This window comes from Oricola sp., from assembly GCF_022763245.1.
Lineage (GTDB): Bacteria > Pseudomonadota > Alphaproteobacteria > Rhizobiales > Rhizobiaceae > Oricola.
Map to the genome: position 1 here is coordinate 45,117 of NZ_JALEGV010000034.1, position 14,754 is coordinate 59,870.

The 14,754-nt window shown below is 65.0% G+C and carries 13 protein-coding genes; 1 reads left to right on the forward strand and 12 read right to left on the reverse strand.

Annotated elements, in window-relative coordinates:
• Positions 1-4: 4 nt before the first annotated feature.
• The 12 genes from MRY80_RS15690 to MRY80_RS15745 form a co-directional block, all read right to left on the reverse strand.
• The gene (locus tag MRY80_RS15690; protein WP_293291994.1) at positions 5-2,710 is read right to left on the reverse strand and encodes a cation-transporting P-type ATPase; all 2,706 of its coding nucleotides are present in this window, start codon (positions 2,708-2,710) and stop codon (positions 5-7) included.
• A gap of 65 nt (positions 2,711-2,775) precedes the next feature.
• Entirely contained in the window at positions 2,776-3,612 is an 837-nt protein-coding gene (locus MRY80_RS15695; RefSeq protein ID WP_293291995.1) for a universal stress protein, read from the reverse strand.
• Positions 3,613-3,801: 189 nt separating this feature from the next.
• The gene (locus tag MRY80_RS15700) at positions 3,802-4,260 is read right to left on the reverse strand and encodes a carbon monoxide dehydrogenase subunit G (RefSeq protein WP_293291996.1); all 459 of its coding nucleotides are present in this window, start codon (positions 4,258-4,260) and stop codon (positions 3,802-3,804) included.
• Between the two features lie 13 nt (positions 4,261-4,273).
• Positions 4,274-5,131 (reverse strand): alpha/beta hydrolase, encoded by an 858-nt coding sequence (locus MRY80_RS15705; protein ID WP_293291997.1) that lies wholly within the window; start codon positions 5,129-5,131, stop codon positions 4,274-4,276.
• A 165-nt stretch (positions 5,132-5,296) separates the two neighbouring features.
• Positions 5,297-6,100, reverse strand: coding sequence for a xanthine dehydrogenase family protein subunit M (locus MRY80_RS15710; protein ID WP_293291998.1), 804 nt, complete (start codon positions 6,098-6,100; stop codon positions 5,297-5,299).
• 11 nt (positions 6,101-6,111) lie between these two features.
• On the reverse strand, positions 6,112-8,499 hold the full coding sequence (locus MRY80_RS15715; RefSeq protein WP_293291999.1) for a xanthine dehydrogenase family protein molybdopterin-binding subunit: 2,388 nt from the start codon (positions 8,497-8,499) through the stop codon (positions 6,112-6,114).
• 11 nt (positions 8,500-8,510) lie between these two features.
• Positions 8,511-8,984 carry a (2Fe-2S)-binding protein gene (locus tag MRY80_RS15720; protein WP_293292000.1) on the reverse strand — a complete coding sequence of 158 codons (474 nt, stop codon included), beginning with the start codon at positions 8,982-8,984 and terminating at the stop codon, positions 8,511-8,513.
• Positions 8,985-8,999: 15 nt separating this feature from the next.
• The gene (locus tag MRY80_RS15725; RefSeq protein WP_293292001.1) at positions 9,000-10,106 is read right to left on the reverse strand and encodes an ABC transporter ATP-binding protein; all 1,107 of its coding nucleotides are present in this window, start codon (positions 10,104-10,106) and stop codon (positions 9,000-9,002) included.
• A 13-nt stretch (positions 10,107-10,119) separates the two neighbouring features.
• Positions 10,120-11,007, reverse strand: coding sequence for an ABC transporter permease (locus MRY80_RS15730; protein ID WP_293292002.1), 888 nt, complete (start codon positions 11,005-11,007; stop codon positions 10,120-10,122).
• Entirely contained in the window at positions 11,004-11,867 is an 864-nt protein-coding gene (locus MRY80_RS15735; protein ID WP_293292003.1) for an ABC transporter permease, read from the reverse strand. Before MRY80_RS15735 ends, MRY80_RS15730 begins: the two co-directional genes overlap by 4 nt.
• A 111-nt stretch (positions 11,868-11,978) precedes the next feature.
• Positions 11,979-13,286: an extracellular solute-binding protein gene (locus MRY80_RS15740; RefSeq protein WP_293292004.1), complete on the reverse strand. Its 1,308-nt coding sequence runs from the start codon at positions 13,284-13,286 to the stop codon at positions 11,979-11,981.
• A gap of 321 nt (positions 13,287-13,607) precedes the next feature.
• Positions 13,608-14,537, reverse strand: a complete 930-nt coding sequence (locus MRY80_RS15745) for a LysR substrate-binding domain-containing protein (protein ID WP_293292005.1) — start codon at positions 14,535-14,537, stop codon at positions 13,608-13,610.
• On the opposite strand from MRY80_RS15745, the gene MRY80_RS15750 reads away from it, so the two are divergent.
• Positions 14,536-14,727, forward strand: a complete 192-nt coding sequence (locus MRY80_RS15750) for a hypothetical protein (RefSeq protein ID WP_293292006.1) — start codon at positions 14,536-14,538, stop codon at positions 14,725-14,727. The two genes, MRY80_RS15745 and MRY80_RS15750, sit on opposite strands and share 2 nt — an antisense overlap.
• Positions 14,728-14,754: the final 27 nt, after the last annotated feature.

Sequence of the window (14,754 nt, forward strand, 5' to 3'; positions counted from 1 at the left end):
GCGCTCAGCGGTGCCGACGGCGCATCCGGACGATGAACGCGCTGGCCTCGCGCAGGATCACCGGCACGACGCTCAGGCCCAGCAGGGCAAGCCAGACGTCGCTTGGCAGTTGCACCAGGTGGAGCGCGCTTGCCAGCATCGGCTGCAGGTCCGCGACGGCGAGGATCGCGATGCACAGAGCGATCGCCATCCAGACATAGCTGTTGCGGGTCACCTGGCTGGTGAACAGCATGTCGCGCCAGTTGCGCATGTTGAACACATGCCACAGCTGGGCGAGCGCCAGCGTGTAGAAACACATCGTGGTGACGGCGTCGCCTTCCAGCCCGAACACCGTCGTCGCCAGTCCCAGCGCCAGCAACGTCACCGCCGCGATGATGGATCCGTGGGTGACGATCGCGACCCATTGGGCGCGCGCAAGGATCGGTTCGGACGGCGGGCGCGGGGGCCGCGAAAGAACGTTGCGATCCGCCTCGACGGTCCCGAGCGCGAAGGCCGGGAAGACGTCCGTGACGAGGTTCAAGAACAGGATCTGCAGGGGCAGGAGCGGCAGCGGAAGTCCGCTCATCACCGCGATGCCGACGATCAGGATCTCGCTCAGGTTGCACGAGAGGAGATAGGTCGTGAACCGCCGGATGTTCGTGTAGATCAGCCGGCCTTCGCGCACCGCGTGGATGATCGTCGGGAAGGCGTCGTCGCGCAGCACAAGCGCCGCGGCCTCGCGCGCCACCTGCGTCCCGCGCAGCCCCATCGCCACGCCGATATCCGCCTTGCGCAGCGCCGGCGCGTCGTTGACGCCGTCGCCGGTCATCGCGACCACTTCGCCGGCCTCCTGGTGCAGGCGGATCAGGTCGAGCTTCTGTTCCGGGTTCACCCGCGCGAACACCCGTGCCTTGCGCGCGGTGGCGCGCTCCTCCGCCGTCATCTCGTCATAGGGCTTCAGGTCGCGCCCCTCGATCACGGTGGACCCCTCGGCGGCGAGCCCGACCGACTTCGAGATGTGGTTGGCCGTGGCCGCATGGTCGCCGGTCACCATCACCACCGAGATGCCGGCCCGCTTCGCGTCGGCGATCGCGCCCGAAATGTCCGAACGCGGCGGATCCTGGAAGCCGACGACCCCGTAAAGCGTCAGCCCGTCATAGACGGCGTCAGGCTCCGCATCGGCCTCCTTGCCGGCGATGGCGAGCAGGCGAAGCCCCTGCAGGGCGAGAACCTCGCACACCCGCGCCCAGTGCCGCCGCTGGTCGCGGTCGAAGGGCCGCCTGCCATGACCTTCATCGACATCGACATCGACGACACGCTCCAACACCGCCTCCGGCGCGCCTTTCACCGCAACGAGGAACCGCTCGCCCTCCTGATGCACGGTCGCCATCATGCGTGTGTTGTTGTCGAAGGCGTGCTCGGCAAGCTCGGGACAGGTCAGGAGCAGGTCATGGCGGTCGAAACCGCCGGCCGAAGCGACTTCGAGCAAGGCGACCTCCATCGGATCGCCCGCCGCGGTCTCGCCGTCGCGTCCGCGTGACGCGTTGTTGCACAGGGTCGCGGCGCGCAACAGATGCCCGGCGGCGTCGCCCGGATCGGGCTGCACCGGCCGCGCATCGCGGATGAAGGCGCGGGCCTCGCGGTCGAATGTGATTTCGCCGCTCGCCGTGACCAGGCGATCCACATGCATGCGGTTTTCGGTCAGCGTGCCGGTCTTGTCCGTCAGGATGACGGTCGTCGCGCCCAGCGTCTCGACGGCGGACAATTGCTCGATCAGGGCGTTGTGCCGGGCCATGCGCAGCATGCCGCGCGCGAGTGCCAGCGTCGCGACGATCGGCAGGCCTTCCGGAATGGCCGCGACAGCCAGCGCGACGGCGGATTCCACCATCAGCACGAGGTCCTGTCCGGCGAGGACCCCGCTCAGGGCCACGATCGCGGTCACGCCCAGTGTCAGCCAGATGAGATGGCGGCTGAGGCGCGTGAGCTGGCGCTCCAGCGGTGACCGTTCGGGCTCGGCCTCTTCGACCAGCCGCGTGATCCGGCCGAGCTCGGTGTTCATGCCCGTCCCGGTGACGACGGCTTCGCCCGTGCCGCCCGTGACCGCGCAGCCCTTGAACAGCATCGAGGTGCGGTCGGCCAGAATGGCGTCCGCCGCGACGGCCCGTTCCGACTTTGAGACCGGCAGGGATTCGCCCGTCAGCGCCGATTCGTCGACCGAGAGGTTCGCGGACGCGATCACCCGCATGTCGGCTGCGATCACGTCGCCCGCATCGATGACGACGACGTCTCCCGGAACCAGTTGCTCCGCCGATACGGCGACCACCGTCCCGTCCCGACGCACGAGCGCCGAGCGGCCCGTCAGTTCCCGAAGCGCCTCCATTGAGCGCACTGCCTGGATTTCCGTCGTGAAGCCGATGGCGGCGTTGATGAGTAGGACGGCGACGATGGCGACGAACTCGACCGTCTCGCCGAGCAGCAGGGCGAGAGCCGCGGCGGCGACGAGGAGGTAGACGATCGGGCTCTGGAACTGACTGATCAGGACGACGAGGAAGCTCGTCTTCGCCTTCTTGCGCAGCTCGTTTGGCCCGTAGGCTTCGAGCCGTCGGGCGGCTTCGTCATGCGAAAGGCCGCGCCCCGGCTCGACGTCGAGAGCCGACAGCAGCGCGCCATGTTCCATCGCGTGCGGTGCGTCCGGCAGCGGGGCGACAGCGGTTTCGGAGACGGAAGCCATGTTGCGTTCGCCCTGCTACGTGTCTTCCGCCATCCTTGCGGGACGTCTGTCGCAGACTCCGCCGGTCAATGCGCCATGAAGATCGGAAAGCCCGAACTGGCAAGCAGATCCCGCGTCGCGCCACCGAAAAGGAACTCGCGCAGACGCGAATGCCCGTAGGCGCCGGCGACGATCATGTCGGCGGAGATGTCGGTCGCATGCTGGATCAGCACATCGGCGACGTTCCGGCCGGCGGACGGCAGCAGGTCGACGGTCACACTGGCGCCATGGCGCGCCAGATAGGCCGCGATGTCGCTTCCGGGCTCTTCGCCCTGGTCGAATTCCGAGGCGAGGGGATCGACGATCACGACGCGCACATCCGTCGTCTCGTCCAGCATGCCGAGCGCGTCATAGACGGCGCTCGCGGCTTCACGCGTCCCGTTCCAGGCGATCATCACGCGCTTCGGCTTGAGCGAAACGGACACACCGTCGGGAACGACGAGGAAGGGCCGGGCGCTCTGGTAGACGAAACCGCCCAAGGCCTTGTCGGCCAACTGCTTGTCCTGGTCCTGCGTCGGCATGTAAAGGCCGAGATCGGTATAGCGCGCGCGCATCCCGACAATGTCCGGGATCTGACCTTCGTCGCAGTAATACGACGCCACGTCGCCGGAAATGCCGGCCTCGGCGATCATCGCCTCGATCGCGGCCGCCTTGTCGGCCGCAGCCGCGCGGCCACGCTCGCGTTCTTCCGACCATGTGTCGGCCGGAACCGCGCCATAGGCGGTGGCGCTCGCCGGGATCGAAATGCCGATCACCAGCACGGCGAGGTGACAGCCGGCCTCCTGGCTGATCGCGATCGCCCTGGCGATGCCATCGGTGGATTGTCCGCTGCCCGTCACCGTGAAGAGAGTCTTGGAAACCATGTCATGCCACCTTTCTGGCCTTGGCGATCACTGCCTGCCTGCCGGCATTTCTGACAGCAAGCGCCCGCGGCGCGCAAGCCGCTGCATTTCGCAACATCGACATTGCGCGACCGGCACGCCTTGATGCCGATCAATCTTTGAAAGGTGCAAAGAAGGGGAAAGAACGGAAGATGTGCCGCCGCCGTAGCGTCAGCTCACGACGGCGTCGGCGGTCTCGACGACATCCTTGAACCGCTCGAAGAATTGCCTGGAAAGCTTCTTTGCGGTGCTGTCGACGAGCCGGCTGCCGAGCTGCGCGATCTTGCCGCCGATTTCGGCCTTGGCCTCGTAGGTGAGGACGGTGTCATCGCCCTCGGCACGCAGTTCCACGTCGGCCCCGCCCTTCGCAAAACCCGCAATGCCGCCATTGCCGCTGCCGGTCAGGGAAAACCGGTTCGGCGCCCCGGACTGGTCGAGCGTCACCGCGCCGCTGAACTTGGCCTTCACGGGCCCGATCCTGAGCGAGACCTTCGCTGTCAATTCGGTGTCGGATTCCTTGACCAGTTCCTCGCATCCGGGAATGCAGTCCTTGAGAACGACCGGATCGTTCAACGCCGCGAAGACGACCGGCACCGGCGCGCCGATGCGGATTTCATCCTTCATGTCCATCGGTGACGTCCTTTCAGGCGGGGTCCGCGATCATGTCGAGGAGCGCCTTGGTCAACGCGCCGTCCGGCGCCGCCAGTTGCTCCATGATCGTGTAGTGGTTGCAGCCCGCGAGCGTCGTCATCGTCACGAGCAGTTCCTCTTCCCGCGCGCGCTTCTCGAACGTGCGTGACTGGCGCTGCAATTCGGGCAGTTCGTCGCCGCCGACGAAGAGCGCGATCGGAATGGGCCGCTTCGGCAGGCTGCGGATCGGCGCAAGCGTCTCCAGCTCGGCCGGCTGCAGCTTCAGTTCGTCGTTGATATAGGTGTGCAGGATCGGCTCCAGGTCGAAGATCCCGCTGATCGAGATCACGCCGCGCACGAATGGCAGGTCCGCCGAAAGCGTCGCCAGATGGCCGCCAGCCGACCAGCCGCCGACATGGATCCGGCTTGCATCGAAGCCGAGTTCGCCGGCCAGCGCCTCGATCTTGCGAAGCGCCCGGAACACTTCGTCGACGATCTCCGTCAGGCTTGCCTCCGGCGCGAGCGTGTAGCCGATCGTCGCCACGTCGATCCCGTGCGCGCACGGACCCGTCGAGACGAAGCCGAAGATCTCCTTGCTGTTGCGGTGCCAGTAACCGCCGTGAATGAACACGAACAGTGGCGCGCCGGCCTGGCCGCAGGGAAAATAGTCCAGGCGGTTGTTGGGCTTTTCGCCATAGGGAATGTCGGGCCGGGCGCCCGGCTTCGCGCGACAGGCGGCGCTCCGGCACTCCCAGTCCTTCAGCCGCTCCGCGCTGTCGGCAACCGCCAGTGAATTGTTGTAGGCAGCGTCCTTCTGCGCTTGTTCCAGACTGTAGAAGCCCGGAATTTCGTCGCGGTCGTCATGTTCCACCTGAACTGTCCTCCGGCGGTCTTTTGGGCACGGAAGGCCGCGAAACGCGCAAGCCTTCCCTCCGCGCCAGCCGGGGGTGCCGGCGAGCGTCGAGCCTTTTGGGTTCGTCTAACTTGAATGGGGCGCGCCGTCAGCCGCCTGGCCCGGCGCGCTCCCGGTTCTGGTTCAACCGGCGTCCAGCGCCATGCCGACGGCGCGCCGCGCCATCACCATGACCAGATGGGCCCGGTATTCATTGTCCGCATGGATGTCGGACATGAGCTCCGAAGCGTCGATCGAGATGCGATCCAGCGCGCCGGCGTCGAAGCTCTCGGCCAATGCCGCTTCGATGTCGGAGGCCCGGAACACGCCAGGACCCGCGCCCGTCACCGCCACGCGCACGCCGTCGCCGGTCTTCGCCACGAAGACGCCTGCCATCGCGTATCGCGAAGCCGGGTTCGGGAATTTCGCATAGGCGGCGAGCTCGGGCAGGGGAAACCGGATCGCGGTGACGATCTCGCCCGGCTCCAGCGCGGTCTCGAACATGGCGACGAAGAATTCGTCGGCCGGGATCGTCCGCTTGTCGGTGACGATCTCCGCGTTCAGTCCCAGCACGGCCGCGGGATAATCGGCCGCCGGATCGTTGTTGGAGATCGAGCCGCCGATCGTGCCGCGATGGCGCACCTGCTGGTCGCCGATACGCGAGGCGAGTTTGGCGAGCGCCGGAAGCTTCTCGCGCACGATTTCGGATTCGGCGACATCCGCATGCCGCGTCATGGCACCGATGACCAGCATGTCGCCGTCCATCGAGACGCCCGCCAGCCCGGCGACGCCGGAGATGTCGACAAGATCGTCCGGGGCGGCGAGCCGCTGTTTCATGGTGGGCAACAGCGTCATGCCGCCCGCGATCACCGACGCGTTCTCGTTGCCGGCGAGCAGCGACACCACGCCGTCGACCGTATCCGGCTTGTGATAGTTGAAAGACCTCATAGACCCTGTCCTTATTCCGCCGCGATCGGAGCGGGCGCGTTGCGGATGATGTTCCAGATGTGATTGGGCGATGCTGGCATGTCGACATGGGCGACGCCCAGCGGCTTCAGCGCATCGACCACCGCGCTGATGATCGCCGCCGGCGAGCCGATCGTGCCGCACTCGCCGCAGCCCTTCACACCCATCGGCGTATGCGCGCATTGCGTGGAATGCGGCTCGATCTTCAGCTGCGGGAAGTTGTCGGCCCGCGGCATGCAGTAGTCCATGAAGGAGCCCGCCAGCAGCTGGCCCGACGCGTTGTCGTAGACGCCATGCTCGAACAGCGCCTGGCCGATGCCCTGGACGATGCCGCCCTGAAGCTGGCCTTCCACGATCATCGGGTTGATGATCGTCCCGACATCGTCGACCGCGGTGTAGCGCTCAAGCGTCACGATGCCGGTATCGGGATCGATCTCCACCTCGGCGAAATGGGCGCCGCCGGGATAGGTGAAGTTCACCGGGTCGTAATAGGCCTGTTCCTCCAGGCCCGGCTCCAGCGTTTCGAGCGGGAAGTCGAACGGCACATAGGCCGCGCCGGCGATCTCCTGGAAGCTCTTCTTGCGGTCGGTGCCGGCCACCGAGAACTCGCCGTTCTCGAAGACGATGTCCTCAAGCGACGCCTCGAGCTGGTGCGCGGCGATCTTGCGACCCTTCAGGATCACCTTGTCGCTGGCATGCGACAGCGCCGCGCCGCCGACCACGAGGGACCGCGAACCATAGGTGCCCATGCCGAACTGCACCTTGTCGGTGTCGCCGAAGACGATGTCGATGTCCTCGAACGGAACGCCGAGGCGGTCCGACACGATCTGGGCGAAGGTGGTTTCGTGGCCCTGGCCGTGATTGTGCGTGCCGATCAGCACGGTGACCACGCCCGAGGGATGCACGCGCACCGTCGCGCTCTCGTAGAGGCCGCCGCGCGCGCCGAGTTGGCCCGCAAGACGGGACGGCGCGAGTCCGCAGGCCTCGATATAGGTCGAGATGCCGAGCCCGCGATACTTGCCGCGGCTGGCGGCTTCCGCGCGACGCGCCTCGAAGCCGGCCACGTCGGCCAGTTCCTCGGCGCGCTCCAGGCAGCCGAGCGGATCGCCGCTGTCATATTCCACGATCACCGGCGTCTGGTAGGGATAGGCTTCCTTGGGGATCATGTTGCGCTTGCGGATGTCGATCTTGTCGATCCCCATTTCGCGCGCGGCCATGTCCACGAGACGCTCCACCACGAAGGTCGCCTCCGGCCGGCCGGCGCCACGATAGGCGTCCACCGGGACGGTGTTGGTGAAGACGCACTTCACCTCGCAATAGATCGACGGGATCGTGTAGACGCCCGAGAGAAGCGGCGCGTAGAGGTTCGTCGGGATGTTCGGCCCGAAGGTCGACAGATAGGCGCCCATGTTCGCGAGCGTCTTGACCCGCATGGCGAGGAACTTGCCGTCCTCGTCGAGCGCCAGTTCCGCCTCGGTCACATGGTCGCGCCCATGGGCGTCGGAGACGAAGCCTTCCGAGCGCTGCGCGACCCATTTGACCGGCCGTCCGAGCTTGCCGGCAGCCCAGGTCACCACCGCCTCTTCGGCATAGTGGAACTGTTTGACGCCGAAGCCGCCGCCGACATCCGGGGCTACCACGCGCAGCTTGTGCTGCGGGATGTGCAGCACCATTTCGCCCATCAGCAGCCGCACGACATGCGGGAACTGGCTGGTCGTCCAGAGCGTGTACTGGCCGGTCGCGTATTCGAATTCGCCGATCGCCGCGCGCGGTTCCAGCGGATTGCCGATCAGGCGGTTGTTGACGAGTTCGATGCTCGCTACATGCGCGGCCTGCGCGAACGCGGCATCGACGGCTGCGGCGTCGCCGAGGTCCCAGTCTGCGCAGAGATTGTTCTCGACCTCGTCATAGAGCTGCGGCGCATCCGGGCGCAGGGCGTCCACCAGGCCGACAATGGCCGGCAGCACCTCGTATTCGACCTCGATCAATTCGGCCGCCGCTTCGGCCTGTTCCACGGTCTGGGCGACGACGAACGCGACCGCGTCGCCGACATAGCGCACCTTGCCCTGCGCGATCGGTGGGTGCGGCGGTTCCTTCATGGGATCGCCGTTCTTGTCGGTGATGCCCCAGCCGACGGGAAGGCCGCCGACGTCGTCGGCCTTCATGTCCTCGCCGGTATAGACCGCCTTCACGCCGGGCTGCGCCAGCGCCTTCGAAACGTCGATCGACTTCAGGTTCGCATGCGCATGCTCGGACCGCAGGAACACGCCCGCAAGCATGTGCGGTCGCTTGATGTCCGCCACATAGGTGCCCTTGCCACGCACGAAACGCGCGTCTTCCTTGCGCTTGGGCGACGAGCCAATTCCAATCACTGCCGACATGGTGACCTCCTTCAGGATGCTGCTCGCATGGCGGCCGCGCCAGCGATGATGGACTTGACGATGTTCTGGTAGCCGGTGCAGCGGCAGATATTGCCTTCCAGCCATTCGCGGATCTCGGCTTCGCTGGGATCCGGATTGTGTTTGACGAGGTCGATCGCGCTCATCAGCATGCCCGGCGTGCAGAAGCCGCATTGCAGGCCGTGATTGTCGCGGAAGGCCTGCTGCATCGGGTGCAGGTCCTTGTCGTTCGTCGACAGGCCCTCGACCGTGCGCACGTCGCCGCCGTCGACCGAGACGGCCAGCAGGGTGCAGCTCTTCACCGAGTCGCCGTTGAGGTGGACGACGCAGGCGCCGCACTGGCTGGTGTCGCAGCCCACATGCGTTCCCGTCAGCGACAGCTGCTCGCGCACCAGGTCGCTCAACAGCGTCGAGGGATCGACATTCACCGTAACCGGCTCATCATTCAGTACAAATGAGATTTCCATGACTACACTCCAGTATTAGGCCAGCAGGTGGGCGTGATCGATCTGCCAGACGGCGAGCACGCGGTCGCCCACAGACAGGGTATCTTCGAAGAAGCGGCGTTCGGGCACATAGGCGACGAACTCGCCTTCGCCGGCGGCGTCCATCATCACCTTCACGAAGGTGCCCTGGTATTCGACCCCGGTGACGGCGCCTTCCACGCCGGTGGAGCCGGGCGGAACGCCGTTGCCGCCTAGGCGAAGCAGGTCGATGTCGTCGCGGCGGATCGCGATGTCGAGGGACTGGCCGCTGTGCAGCGGCGTGCCCGCGAGAAGCGGGATCTCGATATTGCTGAAGGTCGGACCGGCGAGCGTCGCCTTGGACCCGTTGACGTCGCCGACCTTGCCGGACAGCACGTTCTGGCCGCCGATGAATTCCGCCACGTAGCGGTTGTTGGGCGACGCGTAGACCTCGCGCGCCGGACCTGCCTGCCGGATCTCGCCGCGATCCATCACCACCACGGTGTCGGCGAGCGCGATCGCCTCCATCTGCGTATGGGTCACATGGATGAAGGTGATGCCGAGATCGCGTTGCATGCGGCTCAACTCGGCGCGCATGCGGATGCGCAGATGCTCGTCCAGCGCCGAGAGCGGCTCATCCAGCAACAGGACGCGCGGCTCGGTGATCGCGGCGCGGGCCAGCGCCACGCGCTGCTGCTGGCCGCCCGAGAGCTGCGACGGCAGACGGTTGGCAAATTCGGTCAGGTGGACCTTTTCCATCATCTCGTCGGCCTTGCCGTAGCGCTCGGTCTTCGACAGGCCGCGCACCCTGAGCGCGAAGGCGATGTTGTCCCGGACGCTCAGATGAGGAAAGAGCGCGTAGGACTGGAACATCATCGCCGTGCGGCGCTGCACCGGGTCGAGCCCGACCACGTCCTCGCCGCCGATCAGGATCTCGCCATGCGTCGGGTCCTCGTGCCCGGCGATCATCCGCAGGATGGTGCTCTTGCCGCAGCCGGACGGGCCGAGAAGGCAGCAATAGGCGCCGTCGGGGATTTTCAGATTGATGCCGTCGACCGCGTATGTTTCCCCGTCATAGCTCTTGGTGACGCCAGCAAGCTCGATGTCTCCGTTACCAGTTCCCACCGGAAGCTCCTTTCTACTCACTGATGTTCATGCGCGCGGCGTTGCGCCGCTGCAGCAGGATGATTGATCCGAGACTGACCCCGATGATCAGGAACGAGATGACCGTGGACACCGTGCCGAGGGCGTAAAGCGCGGGCGAGGTGACGTTCAGGGTCATGCTCCAGATTTCCAGGGGCAGTGTGTTTTGTGCGCCCGCCGTCTGCAGCGTCCGCGCGAACTCGTCATAGGAGAGCGTGAAGCCGAACAGGGCGACGGCGATCAGCCCGGGCGCGAGGATCGGCAGGATGACCAGCCGGATCGTCTGGGCGGGCGAGGCGCCGAGATCGCGCGCGGCCTCTTCCCAGTCCCCGTTCAGCCGCGACATGACTGCGAACATGATCAGGATGCCGAAGGGCAGGGTCCAGGAGAGCTGCGCGCCGAGCGCCGAGGTGAACCAGTTCGTCGGGATGCCCGCCATGTCGAAGCCGAGGCCGATGCCGATGCCGAGTACGAGACCGGGTGCGACGAGGCTGCCGATCATCAGGTAGAACACGATCGTGTCGCCGCGGAACCGCCGCCGGAAGGCCATGCCGGCCATGAAGGAGAACACGACGGTGATCACCGTGACCGCGATCGCCAGATAGATCGACCGCCGGAACGAGCCGCTGACGTCGCCGGTGCGCGTCTGCATGATCAGTTCGTTGAACCAGTGCAGCGAGAAGCCGCGCATGGGGAAGACGAGACCGCCGCGCACATCCTGGAACGACAGGATGTAGATCGAGATCATCGGCCCGTAGAGGGCGATCACGTAGAAGGCGAAGAAGCCTGCGAGCACGTAGAACGTCCATGGGCGGTCGGACGAGGCGCGGCGCACCCTGCGCTTGGCAGGAGCGGCAGCCTTGCCGGCGATTGCGTCCGTCATTGCGTGATCTCCTTGCGGATGTCGACGATGCGCAGGATGGCGGCGACCATGAGCATGACGAGGATCGTCAGGATGATCGCGCTCGCGGCCGCGCTCGGATATTGCAGCACGCCGATGTCCTCGTAGAAGGCGCCGACCACGGAGGCGGTGCCGCCGCCCGACATGACCTTCACCACGAAGAAGTCACCCATCACGATCGAGACGACGAAGATTGCGCCGAGCGCGATGCCGCTCTTCGACATCGGCACGATGATGTAGCGCATGATGTCGAACTTGCTGGCGCCGGCGTCGACGGCCGCCTCGACGACACGCTTGTCGATGCGCGCCATGGAATTGAAGATCGGAACGATCATGAAGATCGTGAGCTGGTGGACATAGGCCACGACCACCGCGAAATCCGAATAGAGCAGGAATTCGAGCGGCTCCTGGATCGCGCCCATGGCGATCAGCGCGCGGTTGATCAGGCCTTCCTTGCCGAGCAGCGGGATCCACGAAATCATGCGGATGATGTTGGAGGTCCAGAACGGCACGGTGCAGACCAGGAAAAGCCCCATGGCCAGCAACTTGCTGCGGACGTGGAACACCAGGAAATGGGCCACCCAGAAGCCGATGAACGCCGAGAAGACCAGTGTCAGGACCGCGAATTTCACCGTCTCGAAATAGAGCCGGTAGGTCAGGTCCGACTTGAAGATGTAGCTGTAGTTTTCCAGCGAGGGATCCCAGAACATGCCGCCGAAACCGTCGGTCTGCATGATGCTGGCGATGAACACGACGATGATCGGGACGATGAAGAACGGGACCATCACGGCGAGGAGCGGCGAAACGTTCAGCCATCCGACCGCATTTCTGTTCAATTTCATTGACGGGGCTCCGGCATGACTTCTCTAGGTGTTTTCGGCCTTTTTCCGGACCTTTCCGGCCCCGCGGCATGTGTTGCCGCGGGGCCGGTCGGGCCGAGGTGACAGACCCGGTCAGGCGACCTTGAAGTCATTCCAACGCTTGTTCATGTAGGCTGCTTCATCCATCAGCGTGTTCCAGCAGGAGATGTTGGTCACGCGCTCGACGAAGGAGCCGCCGTCGCGAACCGTTCCGGCCGGTTCCATCGGCACGCCGTAGGGATCGCTGATCGCCTCGGGCGCCGGCTTGCCTTCGTACCAGTAGGCCCACTCGGTGTCGGACATGTAGTTCTTCGCCGTGGACGGAACCGGGCTGTAGTAGCCGTAGCGCGACACGAAGGCGCCCTGCCAGCCCTCCAGGTACCAGTTGATGTACTCGTAGGCGGCGTCGAGCTTCTTGCCTTCCAGGTGGTTCATCAGGCCCATGCCGTTGCACCAGCCGCGATAGCCTTCCTTGCCGTTCTTCTTGTTGACCGGCGCGTAGATGCACGGGATTTCCTTGGTGCGCACGGCGGCGACGGCCGGCGACCACATGGACTGGATGATGACTTCGCCGGCGGCCATCAGCTGGACCGACTGGTCGAAGGTCGTCCAGGTGGCGCGGAAATGGCCGGATTTCTTCAGGTCGATGAGGATGTCGATCGTCTTGTCGATCTCCTCGCGGGTCATGTTGCCCTTGTCGCCGTAGTCGATGAGCCCGGCGCTCTCCATGCAAAGCGCCGCATCCATGATGCCGATCGCCGGCACGTCGAGGATGGCGGCCTTGCCCTTGTATTTCGGATCGATCAGGTCCTTCCACTCGGTGACCGGATGATCGACGAGGTCGGGGCGGTAGCCGATGGAGTCGGCGTTGTAGACCTGCGGAACGTTGGTCAGCCAGTCGGCGACGCCGTCATGCAGCTCGGTGGAGTCCTTCTTCTCCAGATAGAGCGCGGCGTAGGGCGAGATGCCCTGGTTGGCGATCTGGCTGCCGTCGAGCTCACCCTTGGTGAAGATCGGCAGGAAGTTGTCGAACTGCTTGATGCGCTTCGCCTCGATGCCCTGGATGACGCCGCGCTTGGCGGCGAGCTTGGCCTGCCAGCCTTCCAGGTCGCAGATGTCGACCGTGTTGGGCTGGGTGATGAAGCGGTTGATGGAGGCCGAGGTGTCGAGATTCTGCATCGTCACCTTGAAGCCGAGATCCTTGGCGGCCTGGTCGCCGATCGCCTTCACGACGGAGTACGAAACGCCGACGTGACGCAGTTCGATGTCCTTGATTTCCTGAGCCCAGATGGTCGGGAATCCGGTGATGGCTCCCGAGCCGGCGGCGGCGCCGGCCGCAGCCGCACCAGCCTTGATAAAGCCTCGTCTGGAGAGTTTCGGTGTCTTCGTGGATTTGGTCATTCGTCAGATCTTCCCTGCTTGAACAACGAGCGGCCAATTGCGCCCTGCCATCACGAGTAGATGAATTTTCTGCGAGGAAACAAAATCAGAAATGCAAATCCCAACCATAAGAAACGCCAATACGTCGCTCTTTTCATCGTGCGCTGCACAAATATTGAACAATATGCCCGAAAAGCCAGGCTTTCCGGGTGCGTGCAGCCTCATCACGCGCGACGATGCCCGTTTCTCGACCAAGGATCGTTTTGGAATATTTTTCTAATTGGCTGGATTGCCGGGAATTTTGCGTCGCGTGCCGGCGCTGCGGCGGCAGGCTCGACCCGGTCACTCGGCGGCGTCTGCAGTCTGATCGACCGGACGCGGCGGGCGGGGAATATTGCGCAGATCGGTGCCCTGTTCGACCTGCAGATAGTGGGCGAGATAGTCATGCAACGCGTTCGCCGCCGCCGACTTCGTTCCGGGCGCCTTGTAGAGAAGCAGGTCGACCTTCGGCAGGGCAGGGAAGTCCGGCCCGCGCACGATCTCGCGCATGCCCGGCACGAGCGCGCTGCGGCCGAGAACGGTGACCGCCATGCCCGAGAACACCGCCGCCTGCAGCCCGCTGACGCTTTCGCTCACGCAGGCGATCCGCCAGGGATGCCGCGCCGCTTCCAGGCACTCGATGGCATGGTCGCGATAGATGTTGCCGGGCGGCAGGAGGGCGAGAGGCACGGGCGTCTCCGCATGCGCCATTGAGTTCTCGCCGGTCATCCAGATCAGCTGTTCCTGGCGAACGACACGCCCGCCGGAGAAATCGTTCATGCGGGTGACAAGCGCCAGATCCACCTCGCCGCGATGCACCAGCCGCACCAGCGGCGTCGAAAGCGAGCATTGCAACTGCACCTGCACGCGCGGAAAGGCCTGTTTGAAGAGCGCCAGGATCGAGGGAAGGATGAAGGACGCGTAGAGGTCGGGCGTGCCGAGCACCACCTGGCCCTCGACATCGGGCGATTCGATGCGCTGCATCAGTTCGTCATGCAGCCGCAGGATGGAATTTGCATAGGAAAGCACCAGCTCGCCGTCCGGCGTCAGCACCATCTTGCGGCCTTCGCTGCGAAAGAGGTTGAAGCCGCAGATGCTTTCCAGCCGCTGAAGCTGCAAGGTGATCGCCGGCTGGGTCCGACCCAGCCGCCGGGCGCTTTCCGTGATGTTTCCCGTTTCCGAAACGCTTTGGAGCGTACGCAGAATGCGGATGTCCAGGCTGAGCGAGTTCATGAGCGTGAAATTCGCGCTTCTTGTTGTTCTGGGCCTTGGCAAAATGCATGCAATGAATGTGCCATTTCGGCTGGCCGCGCAGATCGAAGCGTGGCGCTCATCGATGCGAACAAAAAATCGTCAGGCGACGCCCATGCTGATCATTTCATGGGCGCGACAACCTCCCCGAACGCAAACGGCCGCCCTTTGAGGCGGCCGTTCATCAGGTCTCTGTCTA